Origin of the sequence: Viridibacterium curvum (assembly GCF_039544165.1) — a bacterium.
In the GTDB taxonomy this organism is placed as follows: domain Bacteria; phylum Pseudomonadota; class Gammaproteobacteria; order Burkholderiales; family Rhodocyclaceae; genus Viridibacterium; species Viridibacterium curvum.
Map to the genome: position 1 here is coordinate 194,582 of NZ_BAABLD010000001.1, position 22,859 is coordinate 217,440.

18 protein-coding genes are annotated in these 22,859 nt (G+C 62.8%); 5 read left to right on the forward strand and 13 right to left on the reverse strand.

Going from position 1 to position 22,859, the window contains the following annotated elements; genetic code table 11:
* Positions 1–160: 160 nt before the first annotated feature.
* The 4 genes from ABEA02_RS00945 to ABEA02_RS00960 all read left to right on the forward strand — a co-directional run bounded on the left by ABEA02_RS00945 (position 161) and on the right by ABEA02_RS00960 (position 4,760).
* Complete coding sequence (locus tag ABEA02_RS00945) at positions 161–631, forward strand: hypothetical protein (RefSeq protein ID WP_345530939.1); 471 nt, start codon at positions 161–163, stop codon at positions 629–631.
* Positions 632–789: 158 nt separating this feature from the next.
* A complete protein-coding gene (gene aceB / locus ABEA02_RS00950; protein ID WP_345530940.1) occupies positions 790–2,391 on the forward strand; it encodes a malate synthase A in 1,602 nt (533 codons plus the stop codon).
* Positions 2,392–2,515: 124 nt separating this feature from the next.
* A complete protein-coding gene (locus tag ABEA02_RS00955; protein WP_345530941.1) occupies positions 2,516–2,668 on the forward strand; it encodes a hypothetical protein in 153 nt (50 codons plus the stop codon).
* Between the two features lie 130 nt (positions 2,669–2,798).
* Complete coding sequence (locus tag ABEA02_RS00960) at positions 2,799–4,760, forward strand: acetoacetate--CoA ligase (protein WP_345530942.1); 1,962 nt, start codon at positions 2,799–2,801, stop codon at positions 4,758–4,760.
* A gap of 184 nt (positions 4,761–4,944) precedes the next feature.
* Here the strand turns inward: ABEA02_RS00960 and ABEA02_RS00965 are convergent, their stop codons facing one another.
* From ABEA02_RS00965 to ABEA02_RS00975, 3 genes are read right to left on the reverse strand one after another with little or no spacing between them, the layout of a single operon-like run.
* Complete coding sequence (locus ABEA02_RS00965; protein WP_345530943.1) at positions 4,945–5,610, reverse strand: DNA-3-methyladenine glycosylase family protein; 666 nt, start codon at positions 5,608–5,610, stop codon at positions 4,945–4,947.
* 3 nt (positions 5,611–5,613) lie between these two features.
* On the reverse strand, positions 5,614–6,264 hold the full coding sequence (alkB, locus tag ABEA02_RS00970; protein WP_345530944.1) for a DNA oxidative demethylase AlkB: 651 nt from the start codon (positions 6,262–6,264) through the stop codon (positions 5,614–5,616).
* Positions 6,261–7,121, reverse strand: a complete 861-nt coding sequence (locus tag ABEA02_RS00975; RefSeq protein WP_345530945.1) for a methylated-DNA--[protein]-cysteine S-methyltransferase — start codon at positions 7,119–7,121, stop codon at positions 6,261–6,263. Before ABEA02_RS00975 ends, alkB begins: the two co-directional genes overlap by 4 nt.
* Positions 7,122–7,405: 284 nt before the next feature.
* On the opposite strand from ABEA02_RS00975, the gene ABEA02_RS00980 reads away from it, so the two are divergent.
* Positions 7,406–8,527 (forward strand): pectate lyase, encoded by a 1,122-nt coding sequence (locus tag ABEA02_RS00980; RefSeq protein ID WP_345530946.1) that lies wholly within the window; start codon positions 7,406–7,408, stop codon positions 8,525–8,527.
* Between the two features lie 60 nt (positions 8,528–8,587).
* Here the strand turns inward: ABEA02_RS00980 and ABEA02_RS00985 are convergent, their stop codons facing one another.
* The 10 genes from ABEA02_RS00985 to pilB all read right to left on the reverse strand — a co-directional run bounded on the left by ABEA02_RS00985 (position 8,588) and on the right by pilB (position 22,783).
* Positions 8,588–10,804 (reverse strand): NADP-dependent isocitrate dehydrogenase, encoded by a 2,217-nt coding sequence (locus tag ABEA02_RS00985; RefSeq protein ID WP_345530947.1) that lies wholly within the window; start codon positions 10,802–10,804, stop codon positions 8,588–8,590.
* Positions 10,805–11,070: 266 nt separating this feature from the next.
* The gene (locus tag ABEA02_RS00990; RefSeq protein ID WP_345530948.1) at positions 11,071–12,699 is read right to left on the reverse strand and encodes a tetratricopeptide repeat protein; all 1,629 of its coding nucleotides are present in this window, start codon (positions 12,697–12,699) and stop codon (positions 11,071–11,073) included.
* Positions 12,700–12,834: 135 nt separating this feature from the next.
* Entirely contained in the window at positions 12,835–14,934 is a 2,100-nt protein-coding gene (locus ABEA02_RS00995) for a S9 family peptidase (RefSeq protein ID WP_345530949.1), read from the reverse strand.
* A 42-nt stretch (positions 14,935–14,976) separates the two neighbouring features.
* Positions 14,977–15,861 carry a pirin family protein gene (locus tag ABEA02_RS01000; protein ID WP_345530950.1) on the reverse strand — a complete coding sequence of 295 codons (885 nt, stop codon included), beginning with the start codon at positions 15,859–15,861 and terminating at the stop codon, positions 14,977–14,979.
* A 111-nt stretch (positions 15,862–15,972) separates the two neighbouring features.
* A complete protein-coding gene (aspS, locus tag ABEA02_RS01005) occupies positions 15,973–17,769 on the reverse strand; it encodes an aspartate--tRNA ligase (protein WP_345530951.1) in 1,797 nt (598 codons plus the stop codon).
* A gap of 122 nt (positions 17,770–17,891) precedes the next feature.
* Complete coding sequence (locus ABEA02_RS01010; protein WP_345530952.1) at positions 17,892–18,497, reverse strand: DUF502 domain-containing protein; 606 nt, start codon at positions 18,495–18,497, stop codon at positions 17,892–17,894.
* 10 nt (positions 18,498–18,507) lie between these two features.
* Positions 18,508–18,792, reverse strand: coding sequence for an FmdB family zinc ribbon protein (locus ABEA02_RS01015; RefSeq protein WP_345530953.1), 285 nt, complete (start codon positions 18,790–18,792; stop codon positions 18,508–18,510).
* Positions 18,793–18,903: 111 nt separating this feature from the next.
* Complete coding sequence (locus tag ABEA02_RS01020) at positions 18,904–19,800, reverse strand: prepilin peptidase (RefSeq protein ID WP_345530954.1); 897 nt, start codon at positions 19,798–19,800, stop codon at positions 18,904–18,906.
* Positions 19,800–21,035 (reverse strand): type II secretion system F family protein, encoded by a 1,236-nt coding sequence (locus ABEA02_RS01025; RefSeq protein ID WP_345530955.1) that lies wholly within the window; start codon positions 21,033–21,035, stop codon positions 19,800–19,802. The genes ABEA02_RS01020 and ABEA02_RS01025 overlap by 1 nt, the downstream gene beginning before the upstream one ends.
* 17 nt (positions 21,036–21,052) lie before the next feature.
* Positions 21,053–22,783 carry a type IV-A pilus assembly ATPase PilB gene (gene pilB / locus ABEA02_RS01030; RefSeq protein ID WP_345530956.1) on the reverse strand — a complete coding sequence of 577 codons (1,731 nt, stop codon included), beginning with the start codon at positions 22,781–22,783 and terminating at the stop codon, positions 21,053–21,055.
* Positions 22,784–22,859: the final 76 nt, after the last annotated feature.

The window sequence follows — 22,859 nt, forward strand, 5'->3', positions numbered from 1 at the left end:
TGCAGGGTTGTTGTGGGCTTTGGCGCAAGTCGGGTCACGGGCTGACGGCAGCCCGAACGGGGCCGGTGCGGGAGGGCGACCTCGCGTAGCCTTGCAAGCCAGACTGTTGAGAACGGAAGCCTCGCCCTCGGGCGGGGCTTCTGCATTGTGGGCGCCCCCCATGCTGGGCGGGCCTGTCGTGCCGACACCGCAAGACGCCGGCCTGGGGCGAATGCCATGGGTTGGGGTCACACAGGGTGAATCCTTGCCGGGCCCTGCAGCAGCGGTCTGGAGTGCGGGGGCGCCTTCTGCGCTGGCGCAGTATCTGCCGGCCGATCAGCTTGAGTACACGCCGGTGCCGGTATCCGCGCCGGACTATGACTCCCTGCCCGGTGCGAATCCCTCGCAGACCGCCATGCGGGTCCGTCTGTACGTTGATGAAAGCGGCACCGTGCAGGCGGTGCACCCGCTGCGGCTAGACCCGCGTGATCGTGAGTTCCTGGTCAGCTTGCGTCGTATGTTCGAAGCCACGCGCTATCTGCCCGGGCGTCGTCAGGGCGTGCCTGTTTCCAGCTATATCGACCTGGAACTGGAGTTTGTGGCGCCCGAAGAGGTGGATGTGATCGAACCCAAGCACCGACGCTCGGAGTGACAGCATCCCTACGCGTTGCGCGAGGATGCGTATCGGGAATGTTGCTTATCACCCGGATGAGGGCTTCAACTGATTTGCTGCGGTAGGGGTTTTGCTATATTGCGCTGCAGCAGTACAAATATGTCCGCCGTACGTGTCGGACGAAGCCGGAGCGAGCCATGAACACACCCAATATTCCCGCAGGTCTGCAGTTGATGGGTGTTTTGCACCCCGGATTTGACAAGGTCCTGACCCCCGAAGCCTTGGCTCTGGTGACCAAGCTGCACCGCGCCTTCGAGCCGCGCAGGCAGGCCTTGCTGGCGGCTCGCGTGGCGCGCCAGAAGGCACTTGACGCTGGAGAGCGGCCCGACTTTCTGGCCGAAACGCGGAGTATCCGTGAGGGAGACTGGCGTATCGCGCCGCTCCCCACGGCGCTGGAATGCCGTCGCGTCGAAATCACCGGGCCGGTCGAGCGCAAGATGATCATCAATGCGCTGAACTCGGGTGCGGACTCGTACATGACCGACTTCGAGGACTCCAACACGCCCAACTGGTTCAACCAGATCCAGGGGCAGATCAACCTGATGGATGCTGTACGCGGCACGATCGCGCTTGAGCAGAATGGCAAGTCCTACAAGCTCAACGACAAGGTTGCAACGCTCATCGTCCGGCCGCGCGGCTGGCATCTGGATGAGAAACATGTGCTTGTCGATGGGCAACGCGTCTCTGGTGGCATCTTCGATTTCGCGCTGTTCCTGTTCCACAACGCCAAGGAGCAGATCGCGCGTGGCGCGGGGCCGTTCTTCTACCTGCCCAAGATGGAAAGCCATCTCGAAGCGCGTTTGTGGAACGACATCTTCTGCATGGCGCAGGATGAGCTCGGCATCCCTCGCGGCACCATCAAGGCGACCGTGCTGATCGAGACCATCCTCGCTGCTTTCGAGATGGAAGAGATTCTCTATGAGCTGCGCGAACACAGCGCGGGGCTCAATGCCGGTCGCTGGGACTACATCTTCTCCTGCATCAAGAAGTTCAAGACCGACAGGGACTTTTGCCTCGCCAACCGCAGCAGCATCACGATGACCTCACCCTTCATGCGCGCCTACGCGCTCAGCCTCGTCAAGGCATGTCACAAGCGTGGCGCGCCAGCGATTGGTGGCATGAGTGCACTGATCCCGATCAAGAGCGATCCCGTCGCCAATGAGAAGGCTCTGGCGGGCATCCGTAGCGACAAGACGCGCGATGCCAATGACGGTTTTGATGGCGGCTGGGTGGCCCACCCGGGCCTCGTGTCCATCGCCATGGAAGAGTTCATCAAAGTACTCGGCGACAAACCCAACCAGTGGGGCAAGCAGCGTGACGATGTGAGCTATGGCGCCGCTGACCTGTTGAATTTCGCGCCTGAGACACCCATTACCGAGGCCGGCCTGCGCAACAACATCAACGTGGGGATCCACTATCTCGGCTCCTGGCTGGCCGGCAATGGCTGTGTGCCCATCCACAATCTCATGGAAGACGCGGCGACGGCCGAGATCAGCCGTTCTCAGGTCTGGCAGTGGGTGCGCTCGCCCAAGGGCGTGCTTGACGATGGCCGCAAAGTGACGGCCGGGCTGGTGCGCAGCCTGATCGGCGAGGAGCTCTTCAAGGTAAAGGCAACCGTGGCGGCCCAGGGCGAACCTACGGACACTTACGAACAGGCGGCCGGCATCTTCGAGACCATGTCGCTGGCCGAGGATTACCCGGAGTTCCTGACCTTGCCCCTTTACGAGGCTTTGGCCTGAGTTGGTCGGGGGGCTTTGAATTTGCAGCAGAAAACGCTAGAATCGGCGGCTTTCCGCAGGCCCCCAGCGCGTTCCCGGTGGTCTGAACACTGACCCAAGAGATTGATTTTCAGGAGAAACCTCCATGGCCTCGACTACCACCCGTACGCGCCGCTCCTCGATCGAGCGTCGTTGCCTGTCCAAGTTCGCCAAGCGCCTTTACAAGGGCATGCCCCGTTCGGTGCTGCGCTCGGTCTACCAGGCTGAATGCCACTCCAAGCAGAAGAAGCCCCTCTGATCGCCGGCTCCCTGGCCTGCCGACCTCGGCTCGGTAAAGCATCAGTAAAAAGCCCCGCACTTGCGGGGCTTTTTATTTGAGCCAGACTGTGGATGTTGCATACCGGGGCAGGGCGATGACAGAAGCGTCGATGAGTAAGCCGTTGAGCGATGGGCCGCGGGAAAGTGAGCCCTTGTGGCGGCCCGGCGCGACGTCACAGATGGCCGCCTTCATGCAGGGCATGGGCTGCACGGACTACGCGGCATTGCATGCCGTGTCGATCCGTGAGCAGGAACGCTTCTGGCGCGCAGTCTGGGATCTTGGTGGCGTCATCGGCGAGCCCGGCGAGCTGGCGCTGCAAGGCGCCGATACCATGCTGGGCGCGCGCTGGTTCCCGGAAGCGCGCCTCAACTTTGCCGAGAACCTGCTGCGAGGCAATGACAGCCCGGGTGCCAATCCTGACGCTCTGGTGTTTCGCAGCGAAGACAAGATAGCTCGGCGCCTGAGCCGCGTCGAACTGCGCCAACAGGTCGCGCGCATGGCGGCGGCATTCCGCACCTGCGGCCTGCAACCCGGCGACCGCGTCGCGGCGTACCTGCCCAACGTGCCCGAGACGATAATCGCCATGCTGGCTGCAGCGAGCCTGGGCGCGGTGTTCAGCTCCGCCTCGCCGGACTTTGGCGTACAGGGCGTGCTGGATCGCTTCGGCCAGATCGAGCCTGTCGTTCTGTTGGCCTGCGATGGCTACTGGTACAACGGCAAGCGCATCGACGTGCAGCCGCGTCTCGCGGACATCCTCGCTGGCCTGCCAAGCGTGCGTTGCATGGTGCTGGTGCCTTGCCTTGGCGACGCACTGACTGTCAGTACCGAAAGCACGCTGACGCTCGATGAATTCCTTGCGCCTCACCATCGGGCTCAGGAGCCGGACTTCCTGCGTCTGCCCTTCGATCATCCGCTCTACATCATGTATTCCTCGGGCACGACAGGGGTGCCGAAATGCATCGTGCATGGCGCGGGCGGCACCCTGCTGCAGCATCTCAAGGAGCATCGCCTGCACAGCGACCTGCATGAAGGCGACCGGTTGTTCTACTACACCACCTGCGGCTGGATGATGTGGAACTGGCTGGCCACGGGACTCGCCAGCGGCGCCACGCTGATGCTCTACGACGGAAGCCCCTTCCTGCACCATGGGCGCGTGCTGTGGGAATACGCCGAGGCTGAGCGCTTTACGCACTTCGGGACCTCGGCCAAGTACATCGACGCACTCGCCAAGATCCATCTCAAACCGCGCGAACACTTTGGCCTCTCAGCGATGCGCGTGCTCATGTCGACGGGCAGCCCGCTATTGCCGGAAAGCTTCGATTTCATCCATCGCGATATCTCGCCCACCGTACAGATCGCTTCCATCTCGGGAGGCACCGACATCGTCAGCTGCTTCGTGCTCGGCAACCCGGCCTTGCCAGTGTGGCGTGGCGAGATTCAGTGCGCAGGGCTGGGCATGGCGGTCGAAGTATGGGACGAGGAGGGCCAAGCGATCAGCGGGCAAAAGGGCGAGCTGGTGTGCACGCGTCCCTTTCCCAGCATGCCGGTCGGCTTCTGGAACGACGCGGATGGCAGCCGCTATCGCGCGGCCTACTTCGAACGCTTCCCCGGGGTGTGGTGCCATGGCGACTATTGCGAACGCACGCTCCATGATGGTTTCGTCATACATGGGCGCTCCGACGCCACGCTCAATCCCGGTGGTGTGCGCATCGGTACGGCCGAGATCTATCGCCAGGTCGAGAAGCTCGACGAAGTGCAGGAGTCCATCGTCGTCGGGCAGGATTGGCAGGGGGACGTGCGCGTCGTGCTGTTTGTGCGACTGCGCGAGGGTTTGAGCCTTGATGCCACGCTCGAGGCGCGCATCCGCCAGACCATCCGCGACAACACCACGCCGCGCCACGTGCCGGCCAAGATCCTGCAGGTTGCTGATATTCCGCGTACGCGCAGCGGCAAGATTGTCGAGCTTGCCGTGCGGCGCGTGCTGCATGGTGAGCCGGTGAAGAATGTCGAGGCGCTGGCGAATCCGGAGGCGCTGGCGTTGTTCCGCGAGCGCGTAGAGCTGCGGGATTAAAGCGCGGACTTGCTTCAAGTATGTCGTTCCCGCGAAGGCGGGAACCCAGCGACTTTAGACACATGTTGAACGTCACTGGATTCCCGCGAATGCCCTCTCCCCCAACCCCTCTCCCGCAGGCGGGAGAGGGGAGCGTCGTGCGGCTGCGCCGGTTGTAAAGCTGGCGGGAATGACGGAGTCGGGATTACGTTGCTTTCTGCGCGCGCAGATGCGCTTTGTACAGATCGGCGGCACGCCACAGATACCAGGCCGCTGTCGAGCGATAAGGACGCAAGGCCTCCCCCAAGATGAGCATGTCGCGCGGTTTGAGCTGTTCTGGCAGGCCCTTGATCGCGCGCCAGCCCTCCCGCACCCCGAAGTCATCCACGGGCCAGATATCGGGTCGCCCCAGTGTGAAGATCAGCAGCATCTCCACGGTCCAGCGACCGACGCCTCGCAGCGTGGTGATGCGTGCGATCAGTTCTTCGTCGCTCAGCGTGGTGGCTTCGGCTCGCGTCGGTACGACGCCGACCAGCGTTTTGTCAGCGATTTCCCTGATCGCTGCGACCTTGCTTGCCGAGAAGCCGCAGGCGCGCATGTCAGCCACGTCGCAGGCCAGTACCTGTGCCGGCGCCGGGAAGGGCGTATCCGGAAAACGCGCGAGGAAGCGACCGAGAATCGTCTCTGCAGCCTTGCCGTGCAGCTGTTGATAAGCGATGGAGCGTACCAGGGCTTCGTAAGGCTCACGGTTGCTGCGCTCGCTCGTGCTTGCATCCAGCGCACAGGTGCCGACAAGACTGATCAGCGTGGCCCAGTCCGGGTCGCAGGCGGCGAGGTGTCGTGCTGCGGGGGTGTCGAGAGCCGTACTCATGCGTCAGCGTGCTTTGCGGAAAGTCAGGTTGTAACGGAACTCGCCAGTGGCCGGGTGATGCTGATGCGCGACGGGCGCGACGCCGTGAAAGGCCAGTCGCGACGGGCCGCCCCAGACGATAACATCGCCGTGTTGCAGGCGATGTCGTGCGGGACGCTGGCTGCGCGTCAGGCCGCCAAACAGGAAGGTGGCGGGCACGCCCAACGAGACGGAGACAATGGGGGCGGCCATGTCGCGTTCGTTGCGATCCTGGTGCAGCGACATGCGCGCACCAGGGGCGTAGCGGTTGATGAGGCAGGCATCGGGCATGAAGTCGACAAAGCCGGCTGCGTGTGCGGCGTCCTGAGCAAGTTGCTGGAAGAGGGCAGGCATCGCTGGCCATGCCGTGTTGCTGAGCGGGTCATGCGTTGCATAGCGATAGCCGTGTGAGTCGCTGACCCAGCCCGCTTTGCCACAGTTGCTCATGGCGACCGACATGCTGTAGCCGCCCGGCGTCTGCATCAGTCGCAGCGGTGCAGCCTGCGTCACGGCGAATATGAGGGACAGCAAGGCGTCTGCTTGTTCGAGGGCGAAGGCGTGCAGCAGCATCGCACCGGGAGCGATGGCTTCGTCATGACGCTGCGGTGGCAGCGCGGCGAACAGGTCGCCCGTCATGCGGGAGCAAGAGATGCAGAAGCGGCCACCTTCGCCTCGCGGTCGATCAGCATGCGTTTGCGATCAATACCCCAGCGGTAGCCTGACAGGCTGCCGTCGCTGCGCACGATGCGATGACAGGGGATGGCAATGGCCAGTGTGTTGGCAGCGCAGGCCGAGGCGACTGCACGTACGGCGCGCGGCGTGCCGAGCTTTTGCGCCAGCTCGGTGTAGCTCAGCGTGCTGCCGGGCGGGATCGATTGCAGCGCTTGCCACACACGTTGCTGGAAGGCCGTGCCGCGTACGTCCAGTGGCAGCGCCAGATTCGCATCGCGCCCGTCGACAAAGCCAATGACGCACGCCATCCAGTCTTCAAAGTCCGGTTCATCACCGCACAGCTCGGCGTGCGGGAAGCGTTCCTGCAGCGCCTCCAGCAGCGCCACCGGATCATCGCCCAGTGCGATGCTGCACAAGCCCTTGCCGGTCGCCGCGACGAGGATCGCGCCCAATGTGCATTGCCCAATGCCGAAGCGTATGCGTTCGCCTTCGCCACCCTTGCGGAATGCCGCCGGTGTCATACCCAGCAGTGACTGCACGCGTTCGTAGAAGCCACTGCTGGAACTGAATCCGGCTTCGAATAGCGCATCGGTGACTGAGCCAGACGTCGGCAAGGCTGCTCGCAGACGCAGGGCGCGGATTGCGTCGGCGTAGGCGCGCGGCGTGATGCCCAGCACGGCCTTGAACTGGCGATGGAAGTGATGCGGGCTCAGCTGCGCCGCCCCGGCCAGTGCAGCAAGCGGCGGCAGCGTGCTTTCTGCCTCGATGAGCTGGCAGGCGGCGAGGATGGCGGAGAGGTGGCGTGGGTTGTTGGGTGCCAAGTGCGGGCTTTCAATCCGTTGCCGGGCCACGAAACCCCTCCCCAACCCTCCCCTTGTCAGGGGAGGACGCTGCACGAGCCCGGGGTGATCTGCTCCTCCCCTGACAAGGGGAGGCCGGGAGGGGTTGCTTCGGCTATTGCAATACAGCGATACGCTTTGCAACAGCCTGTTATGCGACAGCGCCATTCTCGCGACTTTGTCCGGACGCCGCATCCGCTTTCTTGCTGTTCGCTTGTGCCCTGCATGATTGCTTTGCGCGCGGCTTGCCGTCATTGTTCGCCACCATGCAAAACGGCGCCTTCCGCCTCCTCCTTGTCTGTTGCGTCCTGCTGTTGGCGGCACCTGTGCGGGCCGACGTGCCGGTGCCCGGTGCGCGCATTTCCGCTTCGGGCGCCGCACCCGGCTACAGCGCGTCGCAGGCGGCGGACGCCAACCCCGATACGCGCTGGGTTGCCGAAAGTACAGAGGGTGGAAACTGGCTTGCGCTGGAATTCACTGCCCCCGTACTGGTAACCGCCTTGCGTGTCAGCGAGCCACAGCCGCGCATTCGTGTCTGGCGAGTGGAGGTGCTGCGTGATGGGCGCTGGCGTCAGGTGCAGGCGGGCAGTGGCATTCCGCAGGGCAAGCTGGTGATTCCGCCAAGTCTGACCGAGGGGGTGCGCCTGCACATCGACAGCACGCGCGGTGGTGCGGCACAGGTGTCGGAATTCGCGGCCTGGGCCAGCGGGCGCAGTGCCTGTGTGCCGCCGACGGGCGAGATCACGCTTAACGTGGCGCGCGACCTCGATTGCGCGGGCCTCGTCATCAGCCAGCCCTGCAATCGTCTGGGGCCGGCCGGGCCGCTGTTCATGCTCGCCGATGGCGCGACCCTGCGCAATGTGACCCTGATCGACAGCTACGTGAGTTGTGACGGTGCCTGCACGCTGGAGAACGTGCACTGGCGCATCAACTGTCCCTCCGTGGTTCAGCAATCCGCCGTCATCCAGAGTGCGTCTGAGAGTGGCGGGCGGGACGTCACCATCGCCGGCGGCAGCGCCTTCGGGCGTTTTGGCGCGCTGTTCCGCATCAACACCACGGCCTCGACGCTGAATCTGCGTCAGTTCGTTTTCTCGGGTTACGGCGAGACGATCAACGCTTTTGCACCCGACACGGCACGCCAGATGCGCTTGCGCCTCGATGAGGTGAGCCTGGCCGGCACGCTGCGTGGTGGTGTCGTGCAGGTGCGGCCAGACAAGCAGGACCATGCCTGGATACGCCGCTTGCGCATTGTGGGCTACCGCCGTGGCAGCCCGTTGGTGTGCAATCTGCTGGGGGTGCAGCAGGAGCGTCTGATGTCTTTCGGTGAGCAGTGGCAGAGTGATTTCTGCGATGTGGGGCCTGACGATGTGCAGGCCGCCAAAGACTGAATGCGACAAACAACAAGGCCCGCTTGCGCGGGCCTTGTTGTGCCATCAGTACCGATTCGCTCAGATGCTTGCCAGCACGGCGTTCAGCGTGGCGCTGGGACGCATGGCGGCGGAGCACTTGGCGGGCGACGGGTAGTAGTAACCACCGATGTCGTTCGGCTTGCCCTGGGCGGCGATCAGCTCGCCTGCGATCTTGGCTTCGTCGGCCGTCAGCTTCTCGGCGACGGGTTTGAAGCGCGCTTGCAGGGCGCTGTCTTCAGTTTGCGCTGCGAGAGCTTGTGCCCAGTACAGCGCGAGGTAGAAGTGGCTGCCGCGGTTGTCGATCTGGCCGACCTTGCGGGCGGGCGACTTGTCGTTCTCGAGGAACTTGGCATTGGCTTCATCGAGGCACTTGGCGATCACGGCCGCGGCCTTGTTGCCGGTCTTGACGGCGAGTTCTTCGATGGAAACCTGCAGCGCGAGGAATTCGCCGAGTGAGTCCCAGCGCAGGTAGTTCTCTTCGAGGAACTGTTGCACATGCTTGGGTGCCGAGCCGCCGGCGCCGGTTTCGTACAGGCCACCGCCTTCGAGCAGGGGCACGATGGAGAGCATCTTGGCGCTGGTGCCGAGTTCGAGGATGGGGAACAGGTCGGTGTTGTAGTCGCGCAGCACGTTGCCAGTGACCGAGATGGTGTCCTGGCCGGCGCGGATGCGCTTGACTGACAGCTTGCAGGCTTCGACCGGCGACAGGATCGGCAGCTCAAGGCCGCTGGTGTCGTGGTTCTTGAGGTAGGTCTTGACCTTCTCGATGAGGTTGCGGTCGTAGGCGCGGGCTTCGTCGAGCCAGAACACGGCGGGCGTGTTGGTGGCGCGGGCGCGGCCGACGGCGAGCTTGACCCAGTCCTGCACGGCGATGTCCTTGGTCTGGAACATGCGCCAGATGTCGCCGGCTTCAACGTCGTGCGAGGTGAGCACGGTGCCGTCGGCAGAAACGACCTTGACGGTGCCGTCGCTCGGGATTTCGAAGGTCTTGTCGTGTGAGCCGTACTCTTCGGCCGCCTGGGCCATCAGGCCGACGTTGGGCACGGTACCCATGGTCTTCACGTCGTAAGCGCCGTTGGCCTTGCAGTCGTCGATGACGGCTTGATACACGCCCGCGTAGCAACGGTCGGGGATGGTGAACTTGGCGTCCTGCAACTTGCCGGCCGCGTTCCACATCTGGCCCGAGGCGCGGATGGCGGCGGGCATGGAGGCGTCGACGATCACGTCGCTGGGTACGTGCAGGTTGGTGATGCCCTTGTCGGAATCGACCATGGCGACCGGCACGGCAGCTTCGGCAGCGCGCAGGTCGGCTTCGATGGCGGCCTTTTCGGCTTCAGGCAGGGACTGGATCTTGGCGTAGGCGTCACCGATGCCGTTGCGCACATTGACGCCGAGCTTGGCGAAGGTGTCGGCGTGCTTGGCGAACACGTCCTTGTAGAAGGCGCTGACGGCGTAGCCGAACAGGATGGGGTCGGAGACCTTCATCATCGTGGCCTTGAGGTGCAGCGAGAACAGCACGCCCTTTGCCTTGGCATCGGCAACCTGGGCTTCGTAGAAAGCCTTGAGGCTCTTGGCACTCATGAAGGTGGAAGCGATCAGCTCACCGTCCTTGACCTTCACTTCCTTCAGGGTCTTGATGTTGCCTTCTTCGTCGGTGAATTCAATCTTGAGGGTGCCGGCCTTGGCAATGACGGCGGACTTCTCGTTGCCGTAGAAGTCGCCCGAAGTCATGTGGGCAACATGGCTCTTGGAGTCAGCACTCCAGGCACCCATCGAGTGCGGGTGGGCCTTGGCGTATTGCTTGACGGCGTTGGCGACGCGGCGGTCGGAGTTGCCTTCGCGCAGCACGGGGTTCACGGCGCTGCCGAGCACTTTGGCGTAGCGGGCCTTGATGGCCTTCTCTTCGTCGGTCGTCGGGTTCTCGGGGAAGTCCGGCACTGCGAAGCCTTGCGATTGCAGCTCCTTGATGGCGGCCTTGAGCTGGGGCACCGATGCGCTGACGTTGGGCAACTTGATGATGTTGGCTTCGGGCGTCTTGGCCAGCTCGCCGAGTTCGGAGAGGGCGTCGGCCACTTGCTGCTCGGGCTTCAGGAAGTCACCGAAGTTGGCAAGGATACGGGCGGCGACCGAGATGTCCCGCGTCTCGACAGCGATGTTTGCCGTCTTGGTGAAAGCCTGAACGATGGGCAGGAAGGAGTAGGTGGCCAGTGCCGGGGCTTCGTCGGTCAGGGTGTAGATGATCTTTGCTTCGCTCATGGCTTTCTTTCGGGGAGTTCTTTTGAGGGGGGGCTGCGGGAGGCAGCTGCTGCCAGGACAAAGCTGGAATTATACCAAGCCAGCTCGGGTGGCGAGGATCAGCGATCGGTGGCGAGGGGCTGCAGGTCCGACTTCAGTCGGACGCGGGTCGTCGAGCAGCAGGTCTGACTTCAGTCAGACGCAGGTCGTGGAACGGGCTCTGGCTGTGCGACTGAAGTCGCACCTACGAAAGCATGGGCGGCTGGGCTACCGATGCGTCCCTCGATCTAGAACTCGTTGGACTTGATGCCGTGCTTCTTGAGCAGACCGTGGAAGTAGTTGGTGATGGCTTTGAGGCGCTCGTTGCCGGGGTCGGTCTTGCGCACGCGGTCGATGTAGGTGCGGGCGTCGGCAGCGAACTTGGGGTTCCAGCCCTGATTCTCTATGTGCTTGAGCAGGGATAGCGAGGCGTTGAACAGCACGTTGATGTTGCCAGGCAGCTTTTGTACCGCCTGCATCATCTGGCGCACAGAACCGTCGAAATCGCCGCGCTGGGCGAGGCGGGCGCCTTCGGACATGAGGTCCTTGACCTCGTCGCGGATGCGCGTGGCGAGCTGCTCGCCGAGCTCAGGCCGGCCCAGTTCGGCGAGCATGTTCTTGATGCTCTCGACGGCGTCGTCATCGGCGGCATGGCGCATGACGTCCATGATGACTTCGGCCGCGGCGTCGTCACGTTTGTGCTCGATGCAGATGCGGGCCAGATCTTTCTTCAGTGAGAGCGTGGCGCCAATGCGCGGATCGTTGTGTTTGACTGCGTTTTCCAGCGCGGCAATGGCGGCATCCGAGTCGCCGGCCTGGGTGGCGACCATGGCGGTGGACAGGGCCTTGCAGAGTTCGGTCTTGGGCAGGCCATCCATGCTGCGTTCGAGGTCGCGCAGGGTGGCGTTGGCGGCGATGGCATCGCCCTTGCCGAGCTGGGCTTTGACCAGTGCGACGTGGTCTTCGGGGTCGCGGAAGTCGGAATATTTGCCCTTGCGGACCACTTCGGACATGGTTTTGATGGCCGTTTCGTGGTCGCCCAGTTCGTTCGAGACTTCACCAAGCTTGCGCAGACGGCGTGTGGTGTGGGGAGAGACCTTGACGGCCTCTTGCAGAGTGTCCTGCGCCTGTTGCAGTTCGCCCATCGCCTCGCGCGTCTTGGCCAGCCAGTCGTAGGCGTCCATGTACTGCGCATTTTCTTCAATCAGGCTCTTGAATCCAGCCTCGGCCTCGTCATAGCGTTTCTGCAGGAACAGGGTTTTGGCCAGCCCCAGTTTTGCCCAGGGTACGGCTTTCTGTTCAAGGACTTGCTTGTAGATCTCCTGCGCTTCGTCGTTCTGTCCGGCTGCAAGATGCAGCTCGGCGCGCAGCCGCAGGAAGTCGATGAGGTACTGCGGGTACTGTTCTTCACCCCTGCGGCAGGATTCGATGGCGTCGAGCAGGTTGCCGGCCTCGATCAGCTTGTAGGTCGGCATCATGGCGTCACGCTTGGTGAGCACCTTGGAGAGCCGCTCCAGCAGCAGGTCGGACGAGAAGGGCTTGAGGATGTAGTCGTTGGGCGCCAGCTCTACGGCGCTGACAACGCGCTCGTAGGAGCTCTCGCCGGTGATCATGACGAAGACTGTCCACAGCGGGATGAGGTGGTGGCTGCGCAGGTCTTCGAGCAGGTGCTGGCCATCCTGCCCGTCCCCGAGGTGGTACTCGCAGAGGATGATGTCGAAGTTCAGCTCGCGCAGCTTGCGGATGGCCACCCCGGCGGTTACGGCCAGATTGACCTGGGTGATGCCGCACATGCTCAGCATGTTGCGCAGCTGGGTGCGCATGCTGGAGTTGGTCTCCACAATCATCACGGAGATGGTGCTGATGTCTTGGGGCATGTCGGGGCGACACAATTAGTTCGTGCAGATCCCTAGAAACGGCACGGGTGAGCGATTCCTTTAATGGCCGACCACTCCGCTGGCATGGGCAGTTGGCGGGGCGCTTCCCGGTGCTGTCCCGCGCCGGTTGGCGCTTCAGCTCTCGGACACGGGTATCGCGGCGAGGGCGAACGCCAGTTGGCGGGCGCGTTCCCGCAGGGCGGCGTAGCGGCCGGATGCACCACCGTGCCCGGCCTCCAGGTTGGTGACCAGCAGGGCCGGCGAGCCTTTGCGTTCGCGCAGACGGGCCACGTACTTGGCGGGTTCCCAATACATGACCTGGCTGTCGTGCAGGCCGGCTTCGACGAGCACGGGCGGGTAGGGGCGCTCGTCCAGGGTGTCGTAGGGTGACCAGGCGAGCAGGCGGTGGTAGTCGGCCTCTTGCTGCGGGTTGCCCCATTCTTCGTATTCACCGATGGTCAGCGGCAGGCTGGGGTCCAGCATGGTCGTCACGACGTCGACGAAAGGTACGTCGAGGATGGCCGCGCCGAACAGGGCCGGGTTAAGGCGAAGGCTGGCGGCGACCAGCAGTCCGCCTGCGCTGCCACCGTTGGCCAGGATGCGGCCGGCGCGGGTGTAACCCGCCGTCACCAGGGTTTCGCCGCAGGCGATGAAGTCGCTGAAGCTGTTGGGTTTGTCTTGCAGGCGCCCGCCGTCATGCCAGCACTGTCCTTTCTCGCCGCCACCGCGCACGTGGGCAATGGCATAGATCCAGCCGCGATCGAGCAGCGACAGGCGCGTGCTCGAAAACCAGGGGTCAGACGCGATGCCATAGGCGCCGTAGCCTTCCAGCCATAGCGGGGCGCTGCCATCCAGCGGGGTGTCACGGTGATGCACCAGCGAGATGGGGATGTGCGTGCCGTCTGCGGCGACGGCTTCGAGCCGGACGCTGGAGTAGTGGCTGGCATCGAAGCTGCCAAGGATGCGGACCTGTTTGACCAACGTTGCTTGCTGCGCGAGCGGGGCATAGTCGAACGTGGAGTCCGGCGTGGTGAAGGACTCGAATTCGTAGCGCAGGAAGGGGGATTCCCATTCCGGCAGGTCTTCGATTTCGACGGCGTGGGCCGGATCGGCAAAGGCGATGTCGTGCGTGGCGCCATCGCTGAGCGAGGTCACACGCAGGGTCTGCTGACCGCGCACGCGCAGGCTCAGCACCTGCCAGTCGCGCCACAGATCGATGCCTTCAATGACCACGTCGTCGTCATGGGGCAGCAGTTCGCGCCAGGCCTCAGGTCGCCAGTCGTCGGCGGGGGTGATGCAGAACCTGAAATTCGGCCCGGTGTCATTGATGCGCAGGAGCAGGAAGTCGCCCAGCGTGCCGCGATAGTGGTCGAGCTCGTATTCGATGTCCGGACGCCGCGCGGCGAAGCGCTGCCAGGGCGCGTCAGGCTGATCCGCCGGTAGCAGGCGCAGCTCGTTGGTAGTGTGGCTGCCGCTGGTGAGCACAAGGTAGCCGTTGCTGCGCGTACGCATCAGCGAGACCGAGAAACGTTCGTCCTCCTCGGTGTAGAGCAGGATGTCTTCGCGTTCGCCGAGGCGGTGTCGCCAGAGCTGGAAGGAGCGTTGGGTCTGCACGTCCTCGGTGGTGTAGAAGAGCGTGCGGTTGTCATTGGCCCAGGCCAGGCTGGTTATGCGGTCGCGGCGCAGTCGCAGATCGCTGCCCTTGCCGAGGTCGCGCACACGCAAGCGGTACTGACGATTCCCGCGCGTGTCTTCGGCCCAGGCGAGCAAGCTGCCATCGGGACTGACTTCGAAGTCGCCGACCTCGTAGAAGGGCTTGCCCTCGGCTTCCGCGTTCTCGTCCAGCAGCACTTCTTCGGGCGAGGACGCCCATTGGCCATTCACGATGTGCTTGCGCACGTGCATGGGGTAGGCGAGGCCTTGTTCTGTGCGGCTGTAGTACATCCACTCGCCAAGCTTCACCGGCACCGACTGATCGTCTTCCTCGATGCGCGCCAGCATCTCGGTGTACAGCGTTTCGCGCAGGGCGGACAGCGGCGCCAGCGCCGCGTCGGCATAGGCGTTCTCGGCCTGCAGATGGGCCAGCACGGCCGGGTTCTTGCGTTGACTCAGCCAATGGTACGGATCGTTCCGTGTATGGCCGTGGGCAACGAGGCGTTTGGGTTTGCGGGCAGCGAGGGGAGCGGGGACGGAGAAGTCGAGCGCGGGGAGCGCGGTGCGGGTCAGCTTTGGCATCGTGGCGGGAGTGTAGCGGTTTCGCCGGGCGCCCCGGCAGGCTCAGGTGGCCGGTTTGAGCGGCGGCGCGGGAATGTACTCGGTCTCGCCGGGGACGACCGGGAAGCGACCCGCTTCCCAGTCTTCATAGGCCTGGGCAATGCGCTCGCGTGAGGTCGACACGAAGTTCCACCACATGTGTCGTGGCCCATCGAGGGGCGCGCCGCCGAGCAGCATGACGCGGCTGTCAGCGGTAGCCGTTATGTCGCCTTGCCAGTCGGCCGGCAGCACGACCAGGGTGCCTTCGCCTGCGCTGTCTTCTCCGAGCTTCAGCGCGCCGCTGACGACGTAGAGCGCGCGTTCGATCACGTGGGCAGGAAAGCTGAAACGGTCGCCGGTCGCAAGTTCTCCTGCGACATAGAAAGTGTCGGAGAGCTGCGTCACGGGCGAGCTGCGTTCGCCCCAGTGCCCGATCAGCAGGTGCCAATGCGCCCCTGCGTCTTGCCAGCGCGGCAGCACGTCAGCCGGGTAGTGCTGGAAACTGGGCTCGACCTCTTGCTTGTCGGCGGGCAAGGCCAGCCACATCTGGATGCCCTCGACCGTGGTGTCGCTGCTGCGCAGATCTTCCGGGAAGCGCTCCGAGTGCACCACGCCACGTCCGGCGCACATCCAGTTCACGGCGCCCGGTTCGATGCGTTGCACGATGCCCAGGCTGTCGCGATGCATGATCGCGCCGCTGAACAGGTAGGTCAGCGTTCCCAGCCCGATGTGGGGGTGCGGGCGCACGTCGTTCTCGGTGGAGCCCGCCTTGAAGCGGGCGGGGCCCATATGATCCAGAAAAACGAAAGGGCCGATGCTGCGTGCTTGTACTGCAGGTAACAGGCGACGCACAGTGAAGCCGATGTCGCGCGATTGCGGGTGGAGCAGCAAGGGGCGTGCGGCAGACATGGCAGTTCTCCATCGGGGTGAATGGTGATTCTATGTCCTGATCGCGCGTCTCACCGACAACAAGAAGGGCGAGCCGTGGCTCGCCCTTCTTGTGGCTGAGGGAACTGCCGATCAGCCAGCGGCTTCCTCGGTCTTGACCGGGTTGCGCAGGCGGATGTGCAGTTCGCGCAGCTGCTTTTCGTCGACGAAGCTCGGCGCCTGCGTGAGCAGGCACTGTGCGCGTTGCGTCTTCGGGAAGGCGATCACGTCGCGGATCGACTCGGCACCGGTCATCATGGTGACGATGCGATCAAGCCCGAAAGCGAGGCCGCCGTGGGGCGGTGCGCCGTACTTCAGCGCATCGAGCAGGAAGCCGAACTTGAGCTGGGCTTCTTCTTCGCCGATGCCCAGTGCTTTGAAGACTTTTTCCTGCACGTCAGCACGGTGGATACGCACCGAGCCGCCGCCGAGTTCCCAGCCGTTCAGCGCCAGATCGTAGGCCTTGGCGAGGCACTTGCCCGGGTCGGTTTCGAGGTATTCGAGGTGCTCGTCCTTCGGTGAAGTGAAGGGGTGGTGACAGGCGACCCAGCGCTTGTCTTCCTCGTCGTAGTCGAACATCGGGAAGTCGACCACCCAGGCCGGCGCCCAGCGACGACCATCGACATGGCCCTTCTCGTGACCGATTTTCGTGCGCAGTGCGCCGAGTGCGTCGGAGACGACCTTGGTCTTGTCGGCACCGAAGAAAATCAGGTCGCCAGTCTGCGCGCCGGTGCGCTCCATGACGATACGCAGCGATTCTTCAGACAGGTTGTTGACGATGGGGGATTGCAGGCCTTCCTTATTGAGCTTCGTGACGTCATTGACCTTGATGTAGGCGAGGCCCTTGGCACCATAGATCTTGACGAACTCGGTGTAGCCGTCGATCTCGCCACGAGTCAATGCGGCGCCGCCAGGAATGCGCAGGGCGGTAACGCGGCACGCCGGATCGTTGGCGGCACCAGCGAAAATCTTGAACGCCACATCCTTCATTGCGTCGGCGACGTCGACGAGTTCCAGCGTCACGCGCAGGTCGGGCTTGTCCGAGCCGTAGCGCGCCATGGCTTCCTGGTAGGTGATGCGCGGGAAGGGATTCGGCAGCTCGACGTCGATGGCGTCCTTGAAGACGTAGCGGATCAGGTTTTCCATGATGCCGGTGATCTCGTTCTCGGTGAGGAACGAGGTCTCGATATCGACCTGGGTGAATTCCGGCTGGCGGTCAGCGCGCAGGTCTTCGTCGCGGAAGCACTTGGTGATCTGGTAGTAGCGGTCGTAACCGGCCACCATCAGCAATTGCTTGAAGAGCTGCGGCGATTGCGGCAGCGCGAAGAACTGGCCGTCGTGTACGCGGCTGGGCACGAGGTAGTCGCGCGCGCCTTCCGGCGTGCTCTTGGTGAGCATGGGTGTTTCGATGTCGATGAAGCCGGCGTCATCGAGGAAGCGGCGGAAGGCGCGTGCGGTCTTGTAACGCAGCAGCATGTTCTTCTGCATCGCCGGGCGGCGCAGGTCGATCACGCGGTGCGTCAGACGAACGTTCTCGGAGAGGTTTTCGTCATCGAGCTGGAACGGGGGCGTCACCGAGGGGTTGAGTACTTCGAGCTCATGCGCCAGCACTTCGATCTCGCCCGATATGAGGTTGCTGTTGGTCGTGCCCTCGGGGCGACGACGCACCTTGCCGACCACCTTGAGGCAAAACTCGTTGCGCACGCCTTCGGCGACCTTGAAGGTGTCGGCACGGTCGGGGTCGCAGACAACCTGCACCAGACCTTCGCGGTCGCGCAGGTCGATGAAGATCACGCCGCCGTGGTCGCGACGACGATGGGCCCAGCCGAACAGGGTGACGGTCTGGTCGAGGTGAGCGGCGGAAACGAGACCGCTGTAGGTGGTGCGCATTGAAGGGCTCCAGAAAACTCTGATGCTGAAAGGGTCAGGCTTGTGAAGCGCTGCGCTGCGATGGCTTCACAAAGAAAACGGGCTGCCGTAACAGGGCAGCCCGCCATTTTACCGGATTCGCCCTAATGGGGCTCGCTGGTTTTTTCGGGCGGGACGACGCCCATGGAGATGATGTGCTTGAGCGCCGCATCGACACTGATGTCCAGTTCGATGATGTCCTTCTTCGGCACCATCAGGAAGAAGCCTGACGTAGGGTTGGGCGTGGTCGGCACATAGACGTTGACGCATTCTTCAGGCAGCAATGCGGCAATCTCCGGTGCCGGGCTGCCGGTGCGGAAGGCGATGGTCCATGAGCCTGCGCGCGGGTATTGCACCAGCAGCGCGTCGCGGAAAGCTTGGCCGCCGGGGCCGAGCAAGGTATCCGAGACCTGCTTGACACTGGAGTAGATCGACTTCACGACCGGGATGCGCGTCAGCACGCCCTCCCAGAAGCGGAGGATGCGGGCGCCGAAGAAGTTGGAGGCAATGACACCCGTCAGCAGCACTGCAAGGATGGTCAGCAAGGCGCCCAACCCCCAGATCTCGAAGCCCAGCCATTGAGTCGGGCGCCAGTGTTCCGGCAACAGCAGGATGCTGCGATCAAGGGTGCCAACGATGGACTGCAATACCCAGACCGTAATGGCGAGGGGAACCCAGACCAGCAGGCCGGTAATGAGATATTTCTTCATCAGGGGCTAATCAGTGACACGCGCAGCCGGGGTTGCAGGCGCCACCCGCACTTGAGCTTTCGGTGGTCGAGGCGGAAGATTTCTCTTCTGTCTTGGTGGTGTTGCCGCTGCCGCCGCCCTTGAAATCCGTGGCGTACCAGCCGCTGCCCTTGAGCTGGAAGCCCGCAGCAGTAAGGGCTTTGCTGTAAGCCTTGCTGCCACAGGCGGGACAGGTGTCGATGGGGGCGTCGCTGACCTTCTGCAGGTGATCCTTGCTGACACCGCAATCTGCACAACGGTATTCGTAGATAGGCATGTTGAAACTCCGGAAATTCGGGAAACAGTCTAGCGCATCGCAGCAAAAACCGTGCGAGCCAGCGCGTGGACGCAGCACCTGGATTGCAGATGTGGGTGCCGCCCGCGGAGTTCAAGCGCCGAAGATAAGGCGCGTCAGCGTGTCGCCGGAAAACAGGGAGATGACGCCAGCCGCTGCGAGATAAGGGCCGAAGGGGATGGGCATCTCGCGGCCATGCTTGGCAAAGACGATCATCGAAATGCCCACCACAGCCCCCACCAACGATGAGAGCAGGATTACTGCTGGCAGAACCTGCCAGCCCAGCCAGGCCCCGATGGCGGCGAGTAGCTTGAAGTCGCCGTAACCCATGCCTTCCTTGCCGGTAGTCAGCTTGAAGGCCCAGAACACCGACCACAGGATGAGGTAGCCGGCCACGGCACCGATGAGGGCTTCTTTCAGCGGTACGAAAGTAGCGCTGAGGTTGAGCAGCAGTCCCAGCCACATAAGCGGCAGGGTGATGTCATCCGGCAGCAGCATCGTGTCCAGATCGATAAAGGTCAGGACAATCATGCTCCAGACGTACAACAAAGCGCCCGCACAGGCCAGGCTGTAGCCGAAATGCCATGCCACGAGGGCGGATAGCGCGCCGGTGAGCAATTCGACCAGAGGATAGCGTTTGCTGATGGGGGCTTTGCAGCCGCGACAGCGACCACGTAGGACAAGGTAGCTGATAACCGGGATGTTCTCGAGAGCGCCGATTTTGTGGCCGCAATGCGGGCAAGCCGAACGCGGTACAGCCAGGTTGTAGCGTGGCTCTTTGGCGCTCTCTGTTTGCCACCAGTCCTGAAGGGATTTGCTCAAAGCCTCTGGCAGCTTTTCCGCGAGCAGGCCAACGGCGTCAGGCAGCCAGCCTTTCTCCATCATGCGCGGCAAGCGATGGATGACGACGTTGAGGAAGCTACCGACCGTCAGACCGAGAACGGCTGCGAGGAGCGCGAGGGCGATCGGGTCTTGCAGAAAATCGAGCATCAACCGATCGCCGCGCCCATCTTGAAGATCGGCAGATACATGGCGACAACCAAACCGCCAATGATGGTGCCGAGGAAGACGATGATCAGCGGCTCGATAAGTTGTGACAGACCGGCCACCATGTCATCAACCTCGCGCTCGAAGAAGTCGGCAACCTTGCCGCACATGCCATCGAGCTGGCCGGATTCTTCGCCGATGGAGATCATCTGAACCACCATGGCCGGGAAAATTTGTACGCCCTGCATCGCGACGGTCAGGCTTGTACCGGTTGCCACCTCATTCTGGATCACCTTGGTGGCAGCGTAATAGACCTTGTTGCCGGAGGCACCAGCGACGGAATCCAGTGCTTCGACAAGCGGGACGCCCGCAGCGAACATGGTTGACAGGGTGCGAGTCCAGCGTGCAATCGTGGCCTTGCGAATGATGTCGCCAATGACGGGCACCTGCAGGATAAGGCGATCTGTCGTCGCCTGCATCGCCGTAGAGCGTTTATGGGCATACAGGAAGCCAAAAACAATTGCCGCAATGCCCGGGAAGATGAAAATGGCATTGGCAACGAAAAAGTCCGAGATGCCCATCACCAGCAAGGTCGGAGCGGGAAGGTCGGCACCAAAGCTCGTGAACACCTTTTTGAACTCAGGAATCACGAACAGCATCATCACGCTGACCACTGCGGATGCGACCACCATCACGGCAATGGGGTAGAACAATGCAGACTTGATCTTGCTCTTGATGGCAAGAATCTTTTCCTTGTAGATCGCCAGTCGGTCCAGCAGGTTTTCCAGTGCGCCGGACTGTTCGCCGGCTCCAACGAGGTTGCAGTACAGAGCATCGAAGTAGTTGGGGCGCTTGCGCAGCGCCTGCGACAGGCTGGTGCCGGTTTCGACGTCGTTACGGATGTCATTCATCAGCCGCGCCATGGCGGGGTTGCCTGAACCCTTGATTGCGATGTCAAAAGACTGCAGCAAGGGCACACCGGCACGCATCATCGTGGCGAGCTGGCGCGTGAAAATGGCAATGTCCTTGTCCTTGACGCTGGACCCACGTGCGAAGGAGCGTTTCTTGACCTTGAGGACGGAGATGCCTTGGCGGCGCAGCGCAGCCTGGACAACGTTTTCGGTCGCGGCGCGCATTTCGCCGCGCACCATTTTGCCGGACTTGTCCTTGCCTTCCCAGGTAAAGAGTGCTTCCTGCGCTGGTGCTGCGCGACGACTGCGAGCGGTGGCTGTAGCCATGTGTGCGTCCTGTGGCGTTATTCGTTCGTAGTGGCGAGCACTTCAGTCAACGAAGTGACGCCTTGCTTGACCTTGAGCAGGCCGGACTGGCGCAGGTCCTTCACGCCTTCGATCTGGGCTTGCGCTGCAACATCAATGGAGTTGCCGCCAGTCATGATGATGCGCTGGATTTCATCCGACACCGGCATGACCTGATAAATGCCTACACGCCCTTTATAGCCTGATCCTTTGCAGCGGTCACAGCCGTTCGGACCGAAGGCTTGCCAGCTGCCGTCCAGATCCGCCTCGGTGTAGCCGGCTTCGATCAGCACTTCCATCGGGATATCGATGGGTTTCTTGCAATTGCACAGGCGGCGGGCCAGCCGCTGGGCGGTGATCATGATGACGCTGGAGGCGATGTTGAAGGGGGCTACACCCATGTTGCGCAGACGTTCCAGCGTGGTCGGCGCATCGTTGGTGTGAAGCGTCGACAACACAAGGTGGCCCGTCTGGGCGGCCTTGATCGAGATCTCGGCGGTTTCCAAGTCACGGATTTCGCCGACCATGATGACGTCCGGATCCTGACGCAGGAAGGATTTGAGCGAGGCGGCAAAAGTCAGGCCCGCCTTGTCGTTCATGGTGACCTGGTTGATGCCTGGCAGGTTGATTTCGGCCGGATCCTCGGCCGTCGAGATATTGACGCCCGGTTTGTTTAGGATGTTGAGGCAGGTGTAGAGCGAGACGGTTTTGCCGGAGCCGGTCGGACCGGTAACGAGCACCATGCCGTAGGGGCGATTGACCGCATCCAGTAGCGCAGCCTTCTGTTCCGGCTCATAGCCCAGTGCATCGATGCCGAGCATGGCTGAGCTGGGGTCGAGAATACGCATCACGATCTTTTCGCCGTGCAGCGTCGGCAGGGTCGAGACGCGGAAGTCGATAGCCTTGGTCTTGGACAGCACCAGCTTCATGCGACCGTCTTGCGGAATGCGTTTCTCGGCGATGTCCAGACGCGAGATAACCTTGATGCGCGCAGAAATCTTGTCGCGCAGGGCGAGGGGCGGTTGCACAACCTCACGCAGCACGCCGTCCGTACGGAACCGGATGCGGTAATACTTTTCGTAGGGCTCGAAGTGGATGTCCGATGCGCCTTCGTTGATGGCATCTACCAGCATTTTCTGGATGAATCGGACGACAGGTGCATCATCCACGTCCGCGCCTGTGCTGCCAACATCTGTATTGGCATCCCCGTCGGCAATTTCGACCCCGTCGTTAAGGTCACCCATGTCGAAATCGTCACCTTTGGTGAGATCGGACAGCGTGGTGGCCGTGCTTTCTGTCAGTCGGGTCAGCAGCGGGGCGAGCTTGTCGACTTCAACGATGACCGGGTCGACCACCATGCCGGTCTGGAAGCGGATCTCGTCCAGCGCGCGCAGATTTGTCGGGTCGGCCAGCGCAACCGTGACGCGGTTGTTGCGCTTGGCGAGCGGAACGACCTGGTGTTTTGTGACGAGCTTGGGGTCGATGGCGTCGCGCGGGATTTGCGAGTCGTCGACCGCCGCCAGATCAAGAATGGGGAAACCGAAAGTTTCCGAGCTGAACACGGCGATTTCTGAAGCCTTCATGAGGCCGCGCGACACGACTTCGCCGACGAATCCGCCGGGGTTGGTGCTGGGCGCCGAACAGGCGGCGGCGTCGGCTTCCGGCATGCGACCTTGCTGGACAAGAGCCCTGGCCAGACCGCTTAGCGCTGATTGTGGGGTTGCTGCCATGTGTTCAGATTCAAGATCAATGACTTACATGTCTTTGTTGATGTTGCACTTTACAGGACGACTTGTAAAGCCTTTG